The organism is Pseudomonas sp. Au-Pse12 (genome assembly GCF_021341665.1).
GTDB lineage: Bacteria > Pseudomonadota > Gammaproteobacteria > Pseudomonadales > Pseudomonadaceae > Aquipseudomonas.
Genome location: NZ_JAJTTH010000001.1, coordinates 751,928 through 773,052 on the forward strand (window position 1 = coordinate 751,928; position 21,125 = coordinate 773,052).

Here is a 21,125-nt window from a genome sequence, read left to right on the forward strand (position 1 = left end):
GTCGACGAGCCATCCAGCACTGGCGGCGGAAGGTTCGAGCGCCCCGCCTGATTAGGGATTGAGTCGGCGTTGTTGATAGATCCAGTCGACAATTTCACAATCCGGCGAATAGCCGCTCACTGTTTCCCGCAATAGCTGCCGTACTCGCGGATAGTCGTCGCCCTCAACCGCCGCGAGCAACTCCTTGATCCGCCCTTTCAACACTTCCCAGTCGAGGTAGTCCTCGTTGGCGCTCATGATCATCGGGTGTGGCGTAGCGACGACATTTTCACCGATCAGCAATTCTTCATAGAGCTTCTCTCCCGGACGCAGCCCGGTAAATTCGACGGAAATATCGCCGTGGGGATTTTTGTCTGAACGTACACTCAAACCGGACAGGTGGATCATCTTCTCCGCCAGTTCGACAATACGTACTGGCTCGCCCATGTCCAGCACGAACACATCACCGCCCTGCCCCATGGATCCTGCCTGGATCACCAACTGAGCGGCTTCCGGGATGGTCATGAAATAACGGGTGATCTTGGGATGGGTCACGGTCAGCGGACCTCCCGCCTTGATCTGCTTGTGGAACAGTGGGATTACCGAGCCGGACGAACCCAGCACGTTGCCAAAACGAACCATAGTGAAGCGAGTCTTGTTAACCTGGGCGACGTTGCCGTTTTCTCCAAATAGCGACGGCGCTACTTCTTTGCTCAGCGCCTGCAGGACCATCTCCGCCAGACGCTTGGTACTACCCATTACGTTGGTTGGACGTACTGCCTTGTCGGTGGAGATAAGCACGAAGTTAGCCACCCCAGCACGCAACGCGGTCTGGGCAGTGTTCAGAGTACCGATAACGTTATTGAGTACACCTTCGGCGATGTTGTGCTCGACCATCGGCACATGCTTGTAAGCCGCAGCGTGGTAGACCGTGTCGACCCGCCAGGCTTGCATGATGTCCTGCAATAGTGCTGCGTTGCGGACCGATCCAAGAATTGGCACAACCCGCACTGCCAGTGACTCGCGAGCCTCCCGTTGCTCAAGTTCGCTGAGAATGCTGTAGAGGTTGAACTCGCTGTGCTCGAACAGCAGCAACGTGGTGGGCTGCTGGCCGAGTATCTGCCGGCACAGTTCCGAACCGATAGAACCACCAGCGCCGGTCACCAGTACCGACTTACCCTTAATGCAGTGCTCCAGCAGGTTCTCCTGGGCAGGCACTGAATCGCGTCCGAGCAGGTCAGCGATATCCACCTCCTGGATGTCATCGACTCTGACGAGGCCGCTAGCTAGATCCATAAACCCCGGTACACTGCGTACGTGCAGGGGAAAACTTTCGAGGTGACCAAGAATTTCGCGACGCCGCACGCGGCTTGCCGAAGGCACGGCGAGAAGAATTTCCTGAATTCCTGGCACCTCAATCAACTTCTGAATATCTTCAGGACGGTAGACAGGCAGACCGGAGATCACGTGATCTGCGATGCTAGGATCATCATCTATGAACGCCACTGGGCGCATCACCCGTCCCATGCGTAGCGCCGCGACTAGTTGGTTGCCAGCGGCACCCGCGCCATAGATAGCAACCTTGGTCAGACCGTCGTCGCGGTTGGAAAAGGGAACATGCTGCACGGCTGTAAACCAGTCCCCGAGGAAGTACTGACGCATGACCAAGCGCAGACCACCGATCATGATCAGACTGAGCCACCAGTAGTTGAAGATGATCGAGCGTGGCACCACACCTTGATGGTTGCTATACCAGTAGACCGCAAGCGTCAGGATCAGTGACGACATACTGACTGCCTTGATGATGGCGACCAGGGCATCGTTGCCGAAGTAACGCATTACTGCACGGTACATGCCGAACCGAATGAACAGGGGAATCGCGATGACCGGAGCGGCAAAGAACAGCCAGCCGTGCATAACCATGGGGTTGATCATCTCGTCGATGCCCAGACGCACGACGAATGCCAACCACAGCGCCAGCCAGACCAGAGCGATATCAGCGGCCACTTGGATCAATCGCTTGTACCTGCGAGGTAAACCAAGCAATTTGGTCCTGAATTTATCCATAAATCCTTCAGACATCGTAAATGTTTCCAATCTCATACGATTTTGCTGGAGTTTGCGCTGTCACGCCGAGTGACAACACCAACCAGCCTTGCATCCAGCATTTTTCCTGCTTGCCGGCACTAGGTTGAACGGTCAGGGCGATCAACGGAAGATTAGGCAGCAATCAGATCGATCCCGCCATCCATTTCCGAACAGGCTACCCTCCACTCCTTTGACAACAGCCTCAGTGCGTTGATCGCCATCATCGCCAGATGAACCGCTAATATAGAAGGTCGATTAATGTTGCAGTGAAAGGTAGTTGCGACCAGCGGCGATCAAAGCATCCCTCGCCGTTATCCTTGGCACCCACCCCAAATCGCGGGCTTTGTCAGTGGCAATGACCAGGGAACAGCACAGTTGGGTATGCAGGGAAACCTTGCCCAGAGCGGTCAGCCCCATACGCAGGACGAACGGTGGGACCGGCAAATTGATGCAGCGGCGGGACATGCCCTTAGCAAGGTACTCGACGATTTCCCGGGTCGACACGGACTGCCCATCTGCGACCAGATATAACTGGTTGGCGGCCTGAGGATGAGTGGTGCTGAGGAGGATGAAGTCGAGAAGATTTTCCAGGGCGAGCATGGTGCGCTGGTTGTGCACTAGTGAAAATGGCAATGGTGCACCGGTGGAAACCAGTTTCAGCAAGCGACGGAAATTTCCGGGCGCATGAGCCGTGTAGACCAAAGGCGGACGAATGATCACCAGCTCGGTCAGGCCACCGGCCATCTGCTTGCGTAGCCCCTGCTCGGCTTCCAGCTTGGATTGCGCGTAGTCGGCATGCGGAGCAACCGGACTGGATTCGGAAAAAGCTTGAGTCCCAGTATGTGATCCATTCACTCCGATGGAACTCATGAACACGAAGCGGCGCACCCCCGCTTTCTGGGCCAGAGCGGCAAGACGAAGCGTCGCGTCGCGGTTGACCACACGAAACTCGGCCAGAGGGTCCGCCGCAGTATCGACCAGCAAGTGGGCCCGCCCCGCTAGATGGACAACGCATTCGACGCCTTCGAGTGCTTTCTGCAGAACCACCTCGTTATCCAAAGCAGCCGGGATCACCATCACCCCTGCAACGTCGGATTCGCCCGAACGGACCAGCCCTAGTACTTCATCTCCTCGGTCCACCAGGGCCTGGCACAAGGCCCGTCCGATAAATCCATTTGCTCCCGTTACCAGAATCTTCATCCCAGTTCTTTCTCCAGTAATTCGTCCAACCAGCCTTCGAGTCGGTAGCGATGATAGATGGATGGATCTACGTCAATGTAGGGTGTTTGAAGAAACTCTTCCGGGATCACTGGATTTTCCCGATCGATCACACAAATATTGCTCGCCAGAAAAAAGTCGTAAGACTCCACGCTGACATTGGTAGTGATCAGTTTTTTGCGTGCACCGAGGGTTTCCAGCGTACGCATGGTCAAACCAGTCTGGCGTGGATGCTCGATGTCGAGCACGGCAGCCGAACCGAAAAAAACCTTCTGCACATCGGCCTTGGTCAGTGGTTCGAACCTGAAATCGCTCTGCTTCGCCGGACGGAATCCCGGATTGATAACCTTGTAAAGCCAGTACACCCACTTAGCCTGGAGAAACAAGTACCAATGCGCACGCACACTGCTGCCCAGTTGCCGGGCAACCTTCGAGGCTACGGCGTAACGATCAGTGTGAGCCGTGCCGATAAAGCTGACATCCCACTGCACTGGGGTATCGGAACCGATTTCAAAGCCCTTGGAGAAGAACAGCGGACGAAAATGGATTTGGTGATTGCTAGCATCGTCACGGTCAAAGGTGAAGGCGTGATCGAAATAGCGCAAGTTGCCCACCACATCCTTGCGGTTGCCGAAGGAGTCCCACATGTAGAGGAAGAACTTGGCCCGTTTGAAGTGACCGCGCCACTGCTCCAGAATCTGTGCAGACAGCGTCTGACCATTGACTACAAAGACGTAGTCGTAATCAGCGCTGGTATCCGTATGCTCCTGGTAATAGCGCTCTGCGGCAGCCATTACCCATTGACGCCGCCAGAGTGTGACCGCCTTGAGAAACGCCGAAGTGAATGGACGATCGAGCAAAAAGTCCACCTTTGCCCCGTGCCGCTCGATTTCGCTGCGTATTTCCTGCTCGTACCCGAAAAACTGGGGAGCCACCAAGAGTACTTTTTTATTCGCCAGTGAATACTTCAAACTGCATCATTCCGCGTTTTTAGAATCTTCGCCGGAATACCGCCGACCACAGAGTGGTCAGGTACCGACATCAACAGTACTGCGTTGGCCGCTACGGTGACGTCATCGCCCAGCTGAATTCCACCAAGCACCTTGGCCCCGGCGCCCAGCATCACCCCATCGCCCAGCACCGGGCGGTGGTGCTCGTCGTAGGTAAAGTCCAGATCACGAGCACCGACCGTTACACCCTGGTAGATGATGGCGTTGCTACCGATGCGGTAGGCGCCGATCACGGTACCTTGGGTATGCGGAAAAAACAGACCCGGACCAATGCGGCAAGCCGCAGCGATTTCAATCCCGAAGAACATGAAGTTCAGCAGCGAAAAAATCTTCGCCAGAGGCGACAGGCGCATGCGTTGACAGAAATAGGCCAATCGGTACAAGAGTACTGGCGCAAAGCGTGGCGAAAACATACCCAACCACAGTCTGGGTAGCGATACGTCAACAGGCCCACCGAGCAATTCTCGATGGCGCCTGGCATCCATGATCAGTAAACGAAAAAGTCCAATCTCATCCGCGTTCATGAGAAAACCTTCAGTTCATCAGTTTTCGGTCACGCAACTCCTGGTTGGCCCTTTCCAATTGGTCCTCCGGCAAGGGCTGGCTGCTGACCCACTGCGCAAAACGCTGCAAGCCCTGGGTCAGAGAAACCTTCGGCTTGACGCCCAGGAGTTTCTCCAGGCGCGAGATGTCGGCAAAGTTGTGCCGGATATCGCCAATGCGGAACTGACCGGTAACCGTTAGGTTCGGCGTTTTGCCGAAAGCGCGTGACAGTTCTTCGGCAACGTTGCGAACCGATGTCGCAATGCCACTGCCCACGTTGATGGTGGTATTAGGCGCATTCTCTACAGCCACCGCCGCCAGCAAAGCGTCGGTGACGTCCTCGACATGAATGAAGTCGCGGCTTTCTTCGCCATCCTCAAACAGTGGCAGTTCGCTATTACGGCGAATTTTAGTGGAGAAGATCGAGAGAATACCGGTGTAAGGGTTGTTCAGCGACTGACGCTCGCCATATACGTTCTGCAGCCGCAACATGGCATAGCCAATACCCATCGACTGACAGCCTATACGTACCAGATCTTCCTGAGCATATTTGGTTGCGGCATAGATGGAGGCTGGAGATACCAGGTCGGTCTCATGGGTGGCAACCATTTGCAGCGCAGCACCAGTGTCCGGGCAGACCGGCTCCCACTGCTGCTTTTGCAGCTGCTCGCCAGTACGCGCCGATGGATAAACCCGGGCTCCGGTCTGCGGATGCACATAGGCACCTTCGCCGTAGATGGAGCGACTGGACGAAAGCACCACGCGCTTGACCTGATGGGCGTCCATCTTGCCGAGCACATCGAACATCAGAGCAGTGCCCTGACTGTTCACTTCGTTGTAGCGAGCGACTTGGTACATCGATTGCCCAGTACCGGTTTCCGCAGCCAAGTGAACAACGGCGTCGACTACTTGCAAAGCTTCTTCCCAGTCGCTGCGACAAGTGACATCACCTCTCAGGAATTCGATTCCTTCACCGGTGAGCCAGTCCAGGTCACGGGGAATCACACCGTGGATCTGTGGAGACAGGGAATCCAGCACTCGCACTTGATAGCCAGATGCTATTAGCTTTGGAATCAGATGGGAACCAATGAAGCCAGCGCCGCCGGTCACAAGTACTTTTTTTGACATTTTCCTCTCCTAGAAATCGGCGTGCATGCATTGTCGGTACTTCAACCGGAGCAACGCGCTGAAAGTTATGGGCTCAGGTTAAATTCGACATAACCAAAAAAGGCGAAATCTACCACAAGTAGCATTGAAAGTTAAGAATCATATGATTGGTGGTTGTCCGGCTTCCACTCATCAAGATGGCTAGATTGCAATATGAACGGTACTGGACATAGCAACCATCTGAACGAGTGAGGTGTCAGCATCCAGTGGTGCAAGATAGTTAAATGCTGCTTGCAACATAATAAAATACAAGTAGCCAACACTGGGTAATAGTCGAAAGACTATGGATGCATGAATCATTGAGGCTTTCCTGAGGCCGCGCCAAAGTGGATAAAGATGAAAACGTTGGCCTATCAACCAGCCAGCCACATACCCAAGATTGACAGGGCGAAAACAACACCCTCCTCAGCCGGCAACACGCTTTAGGAAATACTTCATTCGCGTCGAAGCCCAACCCAGCAACAGACGTCCACCCGGTACATGGTGATTCACCCAGGCCGCCACATACAGTGCGCGGTACTTCGCACTTGTTTGATAGCCCAACATCTCGCCAGCCAGCTTCAATGCAAGGACTGGATCTTCATTGAGCTGCCGGAAGGCTTCGCCCGCGACATAACGTGCTTTGGCCTTAGCAATCAGCGGCAATAACTCGCTGCGCCCGGGGAATTTCTGCCGGAACAGGTCAAGAGCCTTAAGGGACTCAGCGAGCAGCTGATAGGTCAGGCGACTCGCGCCACCGGCATGCTTGCGATAACGAGCCAACACCTTATCAAGCTTGCGCAGGCGCCCTTGCATGGAAATTTCCAGGAAAAACAGCCAGTCGCTAACTGTCTTCAAGCGTTCGTCATAGCCACCCTGGGGCAATGCTGAACGCCGCAACATGATCGAGCATCCACCCGGAATACCACCTTTCAAGAGTAGGTCTTGACAGTTGTACACGTCTTCACGCGGGTGCTGGTTGGTAACGAAAAAAGTCTTTCCCGTATCAGAGTCAAAAATTTCGACTGGGTGATAGCACAGAACACACTCAGGATCGCTTTCCATTAGTGCCACTTGGTTGGACAGCTTGCCAGGCAGCATCAGGTCGTCGCCAGCGAATAGCGAAACATAGTCGCCGGTACATTGACCAAGGGCAATATTGCAGTTTCGAGTCACCCCGACATTCTGCTCGTTGAATATGGCCTTGATCTTTTGTGGAAAACGCTCAGCATATTCGCGAATGATGGCCTGCGTTCCGTCCTTCGATGCGTCATCAGACACGACGATCTGGATATCAGCATGATCCTGCTGAAGAATCGAATCCAGCGCAGCGGCAATATACAGCTCTGCGTTGTATGTAGGCATCATTACGCTAACCACAGCCATACTAGATCTTCTCCCTATGACAGCCGCATCACTGCGGCGTGCCTTATTACATTTTAGTTATGTAGCGCGAAGCAACTATTGCGGAAAAAACAAAATAGATCAGGTAATTGACGATAAATGCATACATAGAGCCAATAAGGCCAAATTGCTGAGTAAGCACCACTGCCCAGATAAAATAGGTGAGACCAAAGACCACTTCCGAAATAAAGAATATTCGTGTCATGGCTTTCGCCAGCATGACATAGGACAACAAGAATGCTGCCACCTTGACCACATCGCCAATCAGCTGCGGTGCATAGAGGTACAGCGCTCCGTGGAAATCGTCAGAAAACAGGATATTGGTCACCAGCTCACGACACCAATAAATGACCAGCGCAGAGATCGCGACCAATGGCATAAGGACAAGGAAGCCCTTACGGATTTCATCCTTGAACGCTTGGCGCTCGGTCAGCGCCGATAACTTGGGCAGGTAATAGACACTGATCGCCATGGTGATAAACAGCAAATACGCCTCGGACACCTTGGACACCGCCTGCCAGTACCCCACCTCCTCCCAGGAGAACTCTCCCGCAAGGTAGTTACGCACCGCGATCTGGACGATCGGCGCCATGAGCGCCGAGGTCAGCGTCATCAGGGAAAAACGGGCAAGGCGGGAAAACCCCTGGCGATCAGAGTTCCAGCCAATGTTCGCCCAACTGAAGTAACCACTGCGCTTGTAGGCGACAAAGCTGATAAGCAACAACGCTGCCTGGCTTACAACAAACGCCAGTAATACGCCATCAAGCTTGTAGTAGTAGCCCAGCACCGACGGCAGTACCACGCCTACCACTGAGCCAGAGACATGAATCAGCGCAAGGCGTTTGACATCCATCATGCCGTTGACGGTAGCGATGACCAAGTTATGCATGGCAACGAAGATCTGCGCTATTGCCAGAACCACGATCAGCCACTGCAGTTCCTGGCTTTCCAGCAACCAGACGGCGATTGTGCGGCTGAACAGCAACACCAGAACGCACATGCTCAGGGACGCAATCAGAGTAAAGCTGAAAGCCGAGCTGAGCAGACTTCGGACCTTTTCGTCATCGCCTTTGTATTCGGCAAGATACTTGACGACGCCAGGACCAACGCCTCCGCCGGCGAATACCACGAGCAATGCGGTTAGACTCATAAACTGTCCGAGCTGAGCAACGCCCTGTGGCCCCGACAGCACAGCCACCAGTTTCATCACGATAAAACCCGAAAGCAGCCGCGCCGCAGTGGCGATCGCCGTGAGAATACTTGTCTTGAATATGTTCAATGGACTGTGGACCAAAACCAATGAAGGCCGGGGCGCTACCCTCCCCGACCAGTGACGTGATGTCAGGAGAATGCGTTGACTGCACGCACTACTGTGGCGATTTCGTCGTCGCTCATTACGGGACTGATCGGCAGACTCAGCACTTCACGATGGATGGCCTCGGTAGTCGGCAAGGACAGTGAGCCATAAGCGGCATAGGCTTGCTGCTTGTGCGGCGGGATTGGGTAGTGGATCAGGGTCTGTACGCCTTGCTCGATGAGAAACTTCTGCAACTCGTCGCGGCGTTCGCAACGAACCACAAACAGATGCCATACATGTGCCTGCTCATCCACCACAGCCGGCAACTGTATCAAGACGTTGTTGATACCAGCGCGATAAGCATCGGCCACTTGGCGCCGTGCGGCAATTTCACTGTCCAGGTGCGCCAGTTTGACTTTTAGCATAGCGGCTTGGATTTCATCCAGACGGCTATTCACGCCCTGATACTGGTTTTCGTACTTCTTGTAGCTGCCATAGTTGCCCAGGCCACGGACCACCTTCGCCAGTTCGGCATCGTTGGTCACCAAAGCGCCTGCGTCACCCAGCGCCCCCAGGTTCTTGCCTGGATAGAAGCTAAAACCGGCGGCATGCCCCCATACTCCCGCCTTGCGGCCATCGATGCTGGCACCGTGGGATTGTGCAGCGTCTTCCAGCACCAGCAGATTGCGCTCATGTGCCAGATCCATGATGCCCGGCAGATCCGCCAACTGGCCGTATAAGTGCACCGCTATGACTGCTTTGGTCTTCTCGGTCAGCGCGGCGCGCACACCGGCGGCTGACAGGTTGAAGGTCGCCGGGTCCGGCTCGACGAACACCGGTACCAGACGGTTTTCGGTGATAGCCAGTACGCTAGCGATGTAGGTATTGGCGGGCACTATGACTTCATCTCCCTCACGCAGACGGCCCATTTCCTTCCAGGCCCGCAGGGTCAGGGTCAAGGCGTCCAGACCATTGGCCACGCCAACGCAGTTACTGGCGCCACAGTAATCGGCAAACTCGTGTTCGAATGAGGCGAGCTCCTGGCCTCCGATATACCAGCCGGAATCGATGACCCGAGCACAGGCTTCTTGCAGTTCGCTAGCGTAGGCCGCGTTGAGTTTTTTTAGATCAAGGAAGCTAATCACTTTATGCTGATCTCGTAAAAGTCCAAAACCATTCCACGTGCGCCAAAGTTCTCCTTCTGGTTGATCAACCCGGAGTTCAATGTCTTGCCTGCATCTTCTGTGGAAATACCAAAACTGAAGTACTTGGCGCCATTGCCTTCACCTTCGCGAATGCAGGTCTCGATCAGGGCGTCCAGGGCCCCCATGTCCTTGCCTTCATCGTTAGTCGCAAGATACTGGGTATGGGTTACCTGCCCGAAGTGGAACAGCACTGCCCCCGCCACCAGCCGACCTTCATGCCAGGTGGTCTTGAGCTCTATGTTCTTCGGGAATCGCGACTGCAACAGACGCAGTTCATCTGCAGTGTGCACCGGCTTGGCACCATGACGTTCCAAGGCTTCGCCTAACAGGGCAAGAAACGCATCCCAATCGTTCGACACCGTCGCTTCAAGACCCAGCTTCGCAGCTCTGGCGATCAGCCATTTTCGCCCTTTGGACAGCTTGGGCCGGTTGTCAAGGTGGATCACGCTGGACAAGTCGCGACGCACCAAGCTGGCCCCGAAACGAATCAAGGCATACAGATCTTCCTGCGCCCCCTGATCGGCGAAGACATAAGGAATGGTCTTGTAAAGAATACGTTTGCAACCGGAATTACGAGCATGAGTGACCAGCGATTCGAATACTTCAAGCACTGTGTTGGCCCGCACCTTGGCACTGAATACAAGACCGCCGAACGTCAAGCCGCCATGACTGACCAGCTCGTCACCGCGACGCGACGCCGGAAGAACGGCAACAAGCTTGTCCTCCTCGTAGAACATCAGCGACGCATCTTGGAAGCGGTCGGCATGGTACTCCATGAAATTTCGCTTGAAGAAGAACAGAGGAGTACGGGCCGCTTCGACCCACCCATCCCACTCCTGCCGAGCCTCGGGTTGATAGACAACGCACTTCATTCTGCCAACAACTCCGCCACGCCGAAGCCTTCGCTACCCATGTTGTTTCCGTTGTAGAAACAAAAGGTGCGCGAACCTACGGTTACCAGGCGCGGGTAGCACAGATGACGGTTATCGAAGCCAGACTCGGAAAGTTCCAGACCAAAAGTCTCATCCTTGCGTTCCCAATGAATGCCGTCAACCGAGTAGGCAACGCCCGGGAAGTAGTCGTCACCACTGGTTCCTCCCTTGGTGTAGAACATCATGTAACCAGTAGCGGTCTTGTATACCGAGGGCCGACCGATGCGGTACTCGTCGCCCTGGACATCTATGCACAGCTTGCCTTGAGGAGCAAAAGCGCGACCATCGACAGATTCGGAATACCAGATGTTGTACTTCGGATAGGGGGTGTCATTGATCATCTGCCAATCGTCACCAACGGCATACCAGATCTTCCACACACCGTTCTCATGCAAGGCGGTGTGCACCGCACGAATGGTATTGCCTTCGATGGAGCGATCCAGGACCGGAGCCTCACTCACGCGCTGGAACGTTTCCCCGTCATCGCGGCTTTCAGCCAGCCCGGTAAACGCCAGGAATTTGGCACGCTTGACCAGTTGGAAACCCACGTAATACATACGCAGGAGTTCACCATCACGAACCACATCACCCATGATCACGCCGTTGTCATCGAAGCAACCATCCCGACCGCGATCCAGCACCGGTTTGTCGGACACTTTGATGACCCTTGTAGGGTCCTGACTGTCTACGTCGACATAACCGATTCGGCTGATGCCATCATCATCGCGGAAACCCGCATAGATGCGAATGACCCTTTCGTTCAGCAGAAAGGGAGTCGGAGTCAAGGCAGAGTTTCTGCGCCAAGCGACACTCCCATCCTGAGAGAACACCAGCCCTAGCTTTTTCCAGTTCATGAGGCTTCCTAAAACTTGACCTTGAGTGCACTTTTCTTGGGTAGCTCCTGAGCGGGGGCGCCATAGTAAATGCGCTCCGGCTCCTGCAAGTGCTTGTTGACGAGCGAACCAGAAGCCACCACGCAATCACGCGCGATATTGATCCGGTCGTTAATTGTCGCGTTGACGCCGATGAACGAAGAGCTACCGATCCGGCAATAACCGGAAACGACTACGTGGGAAGACAAGAAGCAATTGTCTTCGATCACCGAACGATGCCCGATATGGTTGCCGCTCCACAGAATCACGTTGTTGCCGATCTCAACGAAAGGCTGGACGGTGTTGTGCTCAAAGATAAAGCAGTTGTCGCCGATTTTTGCATTGCGCCAGACAAAGGCGCGAGAACTGATATAGGTTGCGCAGGTGTACCCAAGCTCCTTCACCGCCAGATATAGGCGGGTACGCAACCGGTTCAGGCCTGAAGCGGGGATTGCCACGAAGGCTTCATGCGCCTCAGCGGGAAAGTGCTGCTGCAAATCTTCAAATGCCACGATCGGCAGGTCATACAGAGACTTTTCCTGCAAATAGTCGCGTTCGACGGCAAAACCGACAACTTCGTAGGAAGAGTCGTAGGTAAAGTACTCGTAAGCGATCATTGCGAGCTCGCCAGCTCCAACAATGACTAGTTTGTTATTTTTTTCCATTGGCAACCTCCTTCACAAAGTCGTCGTAGTTACGGATGTAGTCCGATTCATCGTAGTGCCCACTGGCGAGCACCATCAGTACGCAGTCCTCACTGAAATCGTGCATTTCCCGCCAGATGAGATTACGGATAAGGACGCCCTTATTCGGCTCGTCCAACCAGACATCCTGACGACTGCGGCCGTCATCCAGAGTCATCCGACATTTGCCAGAGACGCAAATGGCCAGCTGCTGCAAATCACGATGGGCGTGAAAACCGCGACTGACGTCAGCCTGTGTACTGAAAATGTAATACACGCGCTTGATAATAAAAGGCACGTTATCGGCGCATTCAAGCGAAATCAGACTACCGCGCTCGTCACCGATCACACGGAATTGCAGAGGTACCACATCGGATTTCGCAGCAGGTACATCCACACCTTCGAAGTCCTTGAATGCAGGCGCCTTGCGGTCCTTTTCACTGACATTCGGTTCGCCGATGCCCGGCCACTGGATGGACAGGTCCGGATCGTCCCAAGCCAGACTGCCCTCACTCTCCTTGCTGTAAACATCTGTGGTCTTGTAAAGGAAGTGGGTATCGTCCTCCAAGGCGATGAAGCCATGGGCGAAACCTTCGGGAATCCACATCATTTTGCGATTTTCCGCAGTCAGCTCCTCTCCGACCCACATGCCATAGGTAGGCGAACCTTTGCGGATATCCACAGCAACATCCCAAGCAGCCCCTTTGACTACACGGACAAGCTTGCCTTGAGCATGTGGTGCGAGCTGGAAGTGCAATCCACGCAAGACACCTTTCTTCGAGCTGGAATGATTGTCCTGAATGAGTGGGCGAGGAAGCGCAAGCCCCAAGGCTCTCAGGCAAGCATGAAACGCTGGCTCGTTGAAGGTTTCCATAAACCAGCCGCGATCATCGTCAAATACATTGGGCTCGATAACAACGACATCAGGAATCCTTGTCTGTGTAAGTTTCAAAAACAATAGCTCCATTCAGTATGCGAAGCATATTTTACCGATCCGTAGTCTAACTCCATGAAACCATTCAGGAGATTCGCCCGAAGCCACGAGGCCACATTATCGTGGGTCGGTAGTTGCCCAGCCCACCCAATCGATCGTTAAAGGGTCTGACTACGGCGCAAAATTTGGAATTATAGAACGAGCCGCCACCCTACTGATACCACTAAATCGCAGGGTGGCGGCAAGACAATTGCTTTGGTGCCTATTTAGTCATGCACCAGAGTCTTGGTAGGAGTCACGTGCAGCGTGGAGGTAGTACTGTCCAGCGTGACAGGACTGACTACAGCCGTTTTTCTGCTACGAATGAAGTATCGCAACAGGGCAACGGCAATACCGAGAATTGACCCCAGCACAGCGCCCAGCACAATCAGGAGGGATTTCTTAGGTCGGATTGGCGAGGCCGGCTGCACGGCATAACGATCGATATCGACCAGTTGTAGTGCTTGGCGATCGACATTCAATTCTGAGAGACGCAAACGCTCGCTACGCTGTCCTTCGACATTGGCCAAGAACAGATCCTCGTTGGAGCGTTTCTTGAGCATTTCGATTTCACGGTTGTCTTGAAGCACCTGCAATTCGTGAAAAATCTGTGCGACCCGAGCCTCGGTAAACTCATCCGATTTACGCTGGAGCAAGGCAGTGCGCTCAGCCTCCAGCGATTCAGCTCCCATAAAGTAAAGCGGGATCTGCTGATAATTGACTTCGGTACGAATCACGTTAGTCGGATTCTTGTACGCGGTATCACCCAGCGCGGAAGGTGCAGTGGGTTTGATGATGCCTAGCGAACGAGCAATCTTGATCGATTCGTCGAGTTGGGCTATCCGGAACTTGCGCGCGGTCTTCAATTGCTGACGCAAAGCGCTCAGTTCGTCCTGAAGTTGCGCGCGACGGATATTGTCACCTTCCTGAAGACGAGCAATACGTGCACGCTTTTCGATGTCGTAGGCTGCACGTGCGGCATCCAGACTCCTATCGATCTCACTGATGCGGTTCTTAAGAACCACATCAAATTCGTCCGCGATACGTTGCCGTTCGGCACGCACTGCGAAATCTACGAAGCCGTTGAGCACCTCAGCCCCCTTCAAAGCGCCAGAATAATTTAACTCAAGCGATACCGAGGGAGGCATACTAATGGCCTTAGAGCCATCATCAACTTTCACCCGTAGAAAATCACGATTGAAGTCTTCGAAATTCTGCTCGAAGCTGTTCCCAGCAGTTCCCAGGTCTTTGAAAAGCGCACTATTTTCGCGATAAAACGCCTGCCGGACCTCATATGACTCCAATGCTCCGGCAACTTTTAAAAGTGCCGACTCGGGAGAAATGGAATAAATTCCCGAGCGATTGAGCGAATCGAGGTGTTTGATGGAGACCGGCCGCAGTACACTGGTTACTAGGTACTCCGGGGTCGCAAGAAATGCATAAACTCCAGCACACAGAGCCAGGCTCCCCGCCATTTGAATAATTAGGAGCTTTTGCTTCCAGACTGATCTTATCAAGGCATAGAGATCAATTTCAGCCAACGCTGAAGAAGACGGGAAATGATTGATGCTGCTCACTATCGGACCTGCCTTGGAATATAATACATCTCAGTGTCGACCCCTTTCGCTCTATCAAAGGTCTCACGAAGCCAACAGCTTTTAACTTTGTTCAAACAGCCCGCATTCTGCCAGTATCGTGAGCCTTTGCAAGAAAAAGGTCCTTTCTTGCTACCTTTTCTGATCAAAAATGAACCGTTTATCAAGGGCAAAGACCCCGTGTGTGAGCTTGCAACTACCTGGTTTGTCAACTCAAGCAATCAGGTCCGAATGTCAGACATTACTGACATACGGACTCACATAAGACATGTCGGCTGGTCCATGCTCCCAAACATTCCAGCTGCACGGCCGTGTGGTTCAACGCAGCTGTTGGTAGCTCTGCGTCAACCTCTACAAAACAGATATCCATCTCCCCCGCTCCCCCTGCCTCAACGCGAAAGCATGAAGGTCTCGTACTCCAGGTCATCCAGCGCCGTCGACAGCCGGGCCAGCCCCAGCAAGACGCAGACCAGCAGCGACAAGGTAAAGCCATAGCCGAAGAAGCTCGGCCCCAGGTGCAGGCTGAGCAGGGTCAGGATGGCGTTGAGGGCGACAAACAGCAGGCACAGTTCAAGCACGATGGCGCGTTTGTCGAGGTAGAAAAACACGTTGAGAATCGCCATGAACACCACCTGGATGCTCACCCCGATCAGGTCGATGTAGAACAGCGGCAGGTAGTAGCTGGACATCCCCAGCCATTCCAGCAGGCGCGGGCCAAAGAGGAACAGCAGCACCACCGTCAGCCCCTGGACCTTGCAGATTTCCAGCAGGCCCTGGCGGATCGAGAAGGTCATCTCGGCTTTCAGCGAGCCGATGTGCTGCAAGGTCTCGCCGTCGCGCACGGCGCGGAACAGGCGGTCGTACCACTCGGCGAAGTCGGTTTCGATGCGCACCAGGAACACCGCCATGCCGGGAATGATCGCCAGGTAGGCGAGGAAGATCGGCAGGTCGTAGAGAATCGAGGCGCGCATCGGCCCGATCACCTGGCTCGAGGTGTCCGGGTTGAACCAGAAGATGAACTTGTCGATCCAGATCCCCAGGTTGTAGCAAAGCCCGGTCAACAGCAGGCTGACAAACACCTGGCGGCGGTCGAGAAAGTCGAAGGCCACCAGTTTTTCGGCGCGGTACTCGCGCAGGATGTCGTAGAGAAACAGGAACAGCAGCGTGCTGTGCCCCAGCAGCAGCGCCAGCAGCAAGCCTTCCATGCCCATGTGCCGCAGGAAGAACGCGCTGCCGACCATCAAGCCATAGCCCACCAGCATCACCAGGAGGATGCGGTTATAGGCCTTCATCCCGGAGAGGAAGATGATCACCAGCCACAGGTTGCACAGCACCACGAAGTTGGCCAGGGTCAGCAGGCGGTAGATCAGCGGCTGGTCGAACAGGCTGAGCAGCAACAGGATGCCCAGTGCCCCGGAACCCAGGGTCACCAGCAGCAGCACGCCGATCAGGTTCGGCAGGATCTGCTCGTACTTGCGCTCGAACAGGCGGTCGGAGACGAAACGGGTAAAGAACAGCTGCAGGCCGCCAGTGAGAATCAGCGAGGTGGCCATCAGGTAGGTCACGGTAATCAGGAACTGGCGGATCAGCACCTCCGGCACCACCAGCCCCAGGCTGATGACCCCTACCAGCATCACGCTGAGAATCGACAGCACCCAGGGCCCGGAGCTGATCAGGCCGGCATAGACATAGGCGTGCAGGGTCGCCGTGTAGGAGTCGCGGGAGAGAATCTTGCGCAGTTCGAAACCGATGCCGGCCATTTACACAGCCTCCTTGTGTGGGGTGCCGATGGCCGTGTGATAAAGCGTGCGGTAGCGCTCGAGCATCAACGTCTCGCTGTAGTAGCGATGCACCCGCAACAGGCCGGCGGCCTGGGCCGATGTCCAGCGCTCGGGGCTGCGCAGCAGGTCGATGATCGCCTGGGAGGTGGCTTGCGGATCGGCGATCGCCACCACTTCCCCGGCCAGGCCGAGATCGCGGTCGGCGGCCACGCCGCCCTCGATCAGTTCGCGGCAGGAACCGACGTCGCTGCTGACCACCGGCGTGCCGGCGGCCCAGGCTTCGAGAATCACCAGCGGTTGCGCCTCGCTGATGGAGGTCAGCACCATCAGGCCCAGTTGCGGCAGGATCTCCTGGATTTTCTGGAAGCCGAGGAACAGCACCTTCTGCTCCAGCCCCAGGCTGGCCACCAGGCTGCGACACTCGGTGACGTACTCGGGGTCTTCCTCTTCCGGGCCGACGATCCAGCCTTCGACCTCGGGCATCACGCTGACCACTCCACGCATGGCCCGCAGGAAGGTCTTCACATCCTTGATCGGCACCACCCGGCCGATCAGCCCGACCACGGGCGCGATGCCGGCCGGCCGGGACTCCAGGGCCTGGGTCCAGAGCTGCAGGTCGATGCCGTTGGGAATCACCTGGGTGCGTTCCGGCGGTGCGCCATCCTTGATCTGCCGTTGGCGGTTGCCGTCGTACAAGGCAATGATCTGGTCGGCGCTCTCGTAGACCAGATGGCCGATGCGTTCGAAAAAACGCACCCAGAGCATGCGGATGTAACCGGAGCCGGAATCCATGCTGTCGTTCAGCGCCTGGTTGCTGCTTTCGGCGATCCAGCTGGCCTGGGCCAGGTCGATCTTGCGCTCCTTGGTGTAGATGCCGTGTTCGCTGAGCAGGAACTGGCAGCCCCACAGTTGCTTGAGGATGCAGCCCACCAACCCGGCGTAGCCGGTGGAAATCGAGTGCAGGACCCGCGCCCGCGGCATCTGCCGGGCGGCATTGGCCAGCATCAGCAGGGGCGACTGCATGGTGCGCAGGGTCCAGAAGTAGTTGACAAACGAAGGGTCGGCGCAGTGCTGCTCGTAGCCTTCGGTCAGGGCTTCCCAGCTGGGGCGACTGTAGAGCACGTCGTCCAGGGTGATGCGCCCCTGGGCCAGCGCCGCGAGCACGCCGATGCCCAGTTCGGCGGCGGGCTTCTCCGGGTTGTGCAGGTAGCGATAGAGGTTGCTCAACTCGTCCAGCGACGCGCTGTGGGCTACCCGCTTGTGCTTGGGATTGCGCCAGGCCTCCTCCAGGTAGACCTCTTCGATGTGCACCACGTTGGCCGGGATTTCATAGCGCCGCTGCCCATAGGCCTCGCGCTGGCCGCCAATGAACAGCACCGAAAAACTCAACTGCGGCAGGCCGAGGATCATCTGATGGATCCAGCTGGACACACCGCCGCGCACGTAGGGCCAGGTGCCCTCGAGCAGCAGGCAGACATCGGCGATGGGCGTTGAATCGGGGGTTTTCTTCATGTCCAGGTCCTTACCAGCCCGGCAAAGGGCGGACGTTGCTGCATCTCCAGCGGCAGGCTTCGCAACAGCTCGGGGATCTCGGCATAACGGCCGCTCTCAAAGGCAATTTCGGCCCGGAACGGCAGCACCTTGGCCGGGTCCATGCCCGCTTCCTGGGCCTGGTGCATGTGCAGGCGCGCCTTGCCGATATCACCGCGCTCAAGCGCAATGCGCCCGGCCAGCAACAGCAATTCGCCGCCCTCGCCCCGCTTCAGCGCCTGCTCGGCATGCTCGCCGGCTTGGCCGAGCACGTGCTGCTGGACACTGCCCTGGGCCAGGCCCAGGTAGGCCAGCTCCCAGTACCAGCGAGCCAGCGTCGCATGCAGGGCGCCGGCTTTCTGTGGCGCCGCGCCCGGCAACTGTTCGAGGGACGACTGGATCCGCTGGTTGATATCGGTTTCCTGCTTGTCGAGCATCGAATACGCCAGCAGGCGCACGTCGTCGCTGGGGTCGCCCAGGGCCAGCTTGAGGATCGGCACCGCTTCCTTGCCCGGCATCCTGCGGGTGGCGAGCAGTGCCGCCAGGCGCTGGTCCGGGTCCGGGGCATGGCGCAACACATCCTGCAGGCCGCTGTCGCCGAAGGTCGGCGAGTGCAGTTGGGTCTGGGCGCGAAACGGCAGGTCGGGAATGCCCACCGCCTGCCACATCTGCGCCTCGCGCTTGCGTGGCAGGTACAGCGCCGGAAAGATCGCGGCAATCACCCCGACGGCACCAATCAGCGGCACAAAGAACGCCAGGCTGAAGATGAACAGCGGGCTCCACGGCAACGGCCGGCGATAACGCGCCGGCAGCAGCAGCCAGACCGCGGCGGTCAACAAGCCGCAGGCGATACCGTGGGTCATTGCATACAGCAGCGCGATCTGTAGATCAGGCAACTGCGCCGTCAGGCTGGCCCAGCTGCCGATCTCGAAAAACAGCGCTCCGCTAAACAGCCACTTGCTGATCATTCAGGCCACACTCGTTGTACAGAAAGTTACGCAACCCATCGCGTTGCCGGGCCGACTCCAGGTCGTACGCCAACACGTTGACCCCCAGGCCAGCCAGGTCGACGCTCATGCCGAAGTGTTCGTGCACCAGCTTGCCCAGGCGTGCCAGGTAGCCCTGGGCGCCCTCGGCGCTGGTCAGCGGCAACAGCACCAGCAAAAGCTCGTGCCCGCGAGCGTTGATAACGCTCAGTTGCAGGTCCAGGCCGCGCTGGCTGCGCTCGAACAGGCGCGCCAGTTCGTCGTTGTGCTGGGTCAGTTCGAAGGCATACAGGCAACCGGACAAGCCGTGCCGCTCCACGTCCACCAGCGAGCGCTTGAGCTGGCGAGTGAAGTGCTGGGCATCGGCGCTTTGCAGTTGCAGCACCTGCGAATCCTTGTGCAGCAGGTCGGCGATGTGCCCGGCCAGCAGCGCCAGCAAGCTCAGGGTGCGTTCCTGGAAGGCGAAGAACGGCATTTGCCGCACCGCAAGGATCGCCAGCACCTGGCCCTGGGTATCGACCAGGGGAATGCACGCCTGCAAGGACGAGACGCTGGCCTGGCCGCCGCTGTCCAGCAGCTCCTCACGCACGCTCACCAGTTCCGCCCGCTCCAGGCACAGGCGCACCAGCAAGTCCTGGTTGTCCAGGGGGCCCATGGTGCCGATCGAGGCCAGCAGGCTCAGTGGCGGCGTGGCGCTGGCGCCCTGCTCCACCCGGTACAGCCCGGCCACCCGCAGCGAGCCGTACTGCCCCAGCAGGGTCAGCACCGGTTCGGCCAGCAGGCTCAGCGAGTCGCCGCCATTGGGCGCCGCCCGCAGACGCTCGCGCAGCCCCAGCAACGAGCTGCGCAGGCTCTGGTCGCTGCCGGCCAGGCGCTGTTCCAGGCGGTCGTGGGAGACCCGCAGAATCTGGTGCGCGCGGGTGAAGTCGTCGAGCCGGTACTGGCGGTATTCGTTGGCCATCTGCAAGCGCAGCAGCCGCCGCTCCCACAGGTCGCGCACCTCGCCCACGAGCATGCCGCAGACCAGCACGCCAACAATGTAGGAAGGCGCAACCTGGGCGTAACCCGGCACCCCCGACTGGCGCAGGAAAAAGAACGCCGCCACCAGCAGGCTGGCGCTGATCAGGCCGCGGACGAAGCCGTAGCGCACGCCCAGCAGCAACGGCGCCAGCACCGACCAGGGAAACTCGCCCTGCACCTGCAGCGGGTCTTCGGGGGCCAGCCACAGGCCGACGCCGATCACCAGGGCCGTCACCAGAAAGGTTTCCAGCCATGACGCTGGGCCGCTGGCACGGGGGGCCAGCACATAGTCCATGTGTGGAGAGTTCATCTCAGTCACTCGATCCGCAGGTCACCGACAAGCTTGTCGAGCACCTTCTGCGCCGCCCCGGCCAGGCTTTCGCGGGACCAGCCGGCGCGGGCGCCGCTGTTGCTCCACAGCACTTTGCCGGTGCCCGCCTCGACCACCCGCAGGCTGATGCCCACGGCCGGTTCACCGTCCAGGCCGTTCTTGTACTGCCACTCTTCAACGCTGCCGGACACCACATAGTCGAGCTTCTGCTCGCGGGCCCAGTCCATGGCCCCGGCCAGGCGCTCGTTGTCGTCGAGCAGGGCCAGTTCGCCCTGCCCTGCCGAACCGGCGTAGACCTGGGGTTGCAGGCCTTTGCTGCTGAGCACGCTGAGCAGAATCTGCTCACTGCGCTCGCCGGCCTGGGGCGTCTGTGAATAGTTGACCAGCGGCAACACGCCCCAGCGCGCGCCCTTGGACAACTCGGGGCTGCTTTGACCGGTAAAGCTGCTGCAGCCGGCCATCAGCAAGGCGACCATCGCCAGACTCACGCAACGAATGGATTGCATAAGGTTCACTCCTCTTTGAATTCCAT

18 protein-coding genes and 1 pseudogene are annotated in these 21,125 nt (G+C 56.9%); all 19 read right to left on the minus strand.

Going from position 1 to position 21,125, the window contains the following annotated elements:
* Nucleotides 1–51: 51 nt before the first annotated feature.
* The 19 genes and pseudogenes from LXM55_RS03320 to LXM55_RS03410 all read right to left on the minus strand — a co-directional run bounded on the left by LXM55_RS03320 (nt 52) and on the right by LXM55_RS03410 (nt 21,099).
* A complete protein-coding gene (locus tag LXM55_RS03320; protein WP_442799723.1) occupies nt 52–2,061 on the minus strand; it encodes a polysaccharide biosynthesis protein in 2,010 nt (669 codons plus the stop codon).
* 261 nt (nt 2,062–2,322) lie between these two features.
* Nucleotides 2,323–3,267, minus strand: a complete 945-nt coding sequence (locus tag LXM55_RS03325) for an NAD-dependent epimerase/dehydratase family protein (protein ID WP_233318540.1) — start codon at nt 3,265–3,267, stop codon at nt 2,323–2,325.
* Nucleotides 3,264–4,256: a hypothetical protein gene (locus LXM55_RS03330; RefSeq protein ID WP_233318543.1), complete on the minus strand. Its 993-nt coding sequence runs from the start codon at nt 4,254–4,256 to the stop codon at nt 3,264–3,266. Before LXM55_RS03330 ends, LXM55_RS03325 begins: the two co-directional genes overlap by 4 nt.
* Nucleotides 4,253–4,819 (minus strand): serine O-acetyltransferase, encoded by a 567-nt coding sequence (locus tag LXM55_RS03335; protein ID WP_233318545.1) that lies wholly within the window; start codon nt 4,817–4,819, stop codon nt 4,253–4,255. The genes LXM55_RS03330 and LXM55_RS03335 overlap by 4 nt, the downstream gene beginning before the upstream one ends.
* 10 nt (nt 4,820–4,829) lie before the next feature.
* Nucleotides 4,830–5,966 (minus strand): NAD-dependent epimerase/dehydratase family protein, encoded by a 1,137-nt coding sequence (locus LXM55_RS03340; protein WP_233318547.1) that lies wholly within the window; start codon nt 5,964–5,966, stop codon nt 4,830–4,832.
* Nucleotides 5,967–6,410: 444 nt separating this feature from the next.
* A complete protein-coding gene (locus LXM55_RS03345; protein ID WP_233318548.1) occupies nt 6,411–7,370 on the minus strand; it encodes a glycosyltransferase in 960 nt (319 codons plus the stop codon).
* A gap of 46 nt (nt 7,371–7,416) precedes the next feature.
* Nucleotides 7,417–8,667, minus strand: a complete 1,251-nt coding sequence (locus LXM55_RS03350; RefSeq protein WP_233318551.1) for an O-antigen translocase — start codon at nt 8,665–8,667, stop codon at nt 7,417–7,419.
* 62 nt (nt 8,668–8,729) lie between these two features.
* On the minus strand, nt 8,730–9,830 hold the full coding sequence (locus LXM55_RS03355) for a DegT/DnrJ/EryC1/StrS family aminotransferase (protein WP_233318553.1): 1,101 nt from the start codon (nt 9,828–9,830) through the stop codon (nt 8,730–8,732).
* Nucleotides 9,827–10,762 carry a GNAT family N-acetyltransferase gene (locus LXM55_RS03360; protein WP_233318555.1) on the minus strand — a complete coding sequence of 312 codons (936 nt, stop codon included), beginning with the start codon at nt 10,760–10,762 and terminating at the stop codon, nt 9,827–9,829. Before LXM55_RS03360 ends, LXM55_RS03355 begins: the two co-directional genes overlap by 4 nt.
* Nucleotides 10,759–11,676 carry a hypothetical protein gene (locus LXM55_RS03365; RefSeq protein ID WP_233318558.1) on the minus strand — a complete coding sequence of 306 codons (918 nt, stop codon included), beginning with the start codon at nt 11,674–11,676 and terminating at the stop codon, nt 10,759–10,761. Before LXM55_RS03365 ends, LXM55_RS03360 begins: the two co-directional genes overlap by 4 nt.
* Nucleotides 11,677–11,684: 8 nt before the next feature.
* Entirely contained in the window at nt 11,685–12,359 is a 675-nt protein-coding gene (locus tag LXM55_RS03370) for an acetyltransferase (protein ID WP_233318559.1), read from the minus strand.
* On the minus strand, nt 12,346–12,774 hold the full coding sequence (locus LXM55_RS03375; protein WP_233319041.1) for a sugar 3,4-ketoisomerase: 429 nt from the start codon (nt 12,772–12,774) through the stop codon (nt 12,346–12,348). Before LXM55_RS03375 ends, LXM55_RS03370 begins: the two co-directional genes overlap by 14 nt.
* A 9-nt stretch (nt 12,775–12,783) precedes the next feature.
* A pseudogene (gene rfbC / locus LXM55_RS03380) lies at nt 12,784–13,329 on the minus strand (dTDP-4-dehydrorhamnose 3,5-epimerase); the annotation flags it as partial.
* A gap of 248 nt (nt 13,330–13,577) precedes the next feature.
* The gene (locus LXM55_RS03385) at nt 13,578–14,927 is read right to left on the minus strand and encodes a Wzz/FepE/Etk N-terminal domain-containing protein (RefSeq protein ID WP_233318562.1); all 1,350 of its coding nucleotides are present in this window, start codon (nt 14,925–14,927) and stop codon (nt 13,578–13,580) included.
* A gap of 407 nt (nt 14,928–15,334) precedes the next feature.
* Nucleotides 15,335–16,705, minus strand: a complete 1,371-nt coding sequence (gene pelG, locus LXM55_RS03390; protein WP_233318564.1) for an exopolysaccharide Pel transporter PelG — start codon at nt 16,703–16,705, stop codon at nt 15,335–15,337.
* Complete coding sequence (pelF, locus tag LXM55_RS03395) at nt 16,706–18,238, minus strand: GT4 family glycosyltransferase PelF (protein ID WP_233318566.1); 1,533 nt, start codon at nt 18,236–18,238, stop codon at nt 16,706–16,708. It lies immediately after the preceding gene.
* A complete protein-coding gene (locus tag LXM55_RS03400) occupies nt 18,235–19,224 on the minus strand; it encodes a tetratricopeptide repeat protein (RefSeq protein ID WP_233318568.1) in 990 nt (329 codons plus the stop codon). The genes pelF and LXM55_RS03400 overlap by 4 nt, the downstream gene beginning before the upstream one ends.
* Entirely contained in the window at nt 19,202–20,572 is a 1,371-nt protein-coding gene (locus LXM55_RS03405) for a PelD GGDEF domain-containing protein (RefSeq protein WP_233318569.1), read from the minus strand. The genes LXM55_RS03400 and LXM55_RS03405 overlap by 23 nt, the downstream gene beginning before the upstream one ends.
* A 5-nt stretch (nt 20,573–20,577) precedes the next feature.
* Nucleotides 20,578–21,099, minus strand: a complete 522-nt coding sequence (locus LXM55_RS03410; RefSeq protein ID WP_233318572.1) for a penicillin-binding protein activator LpoB — start codon at nt 21,097–21,099, stop codon at nt 20,578–20,580.
* Nucleotides 21,100–21,125: the final 26 nt, after the last annotated feature.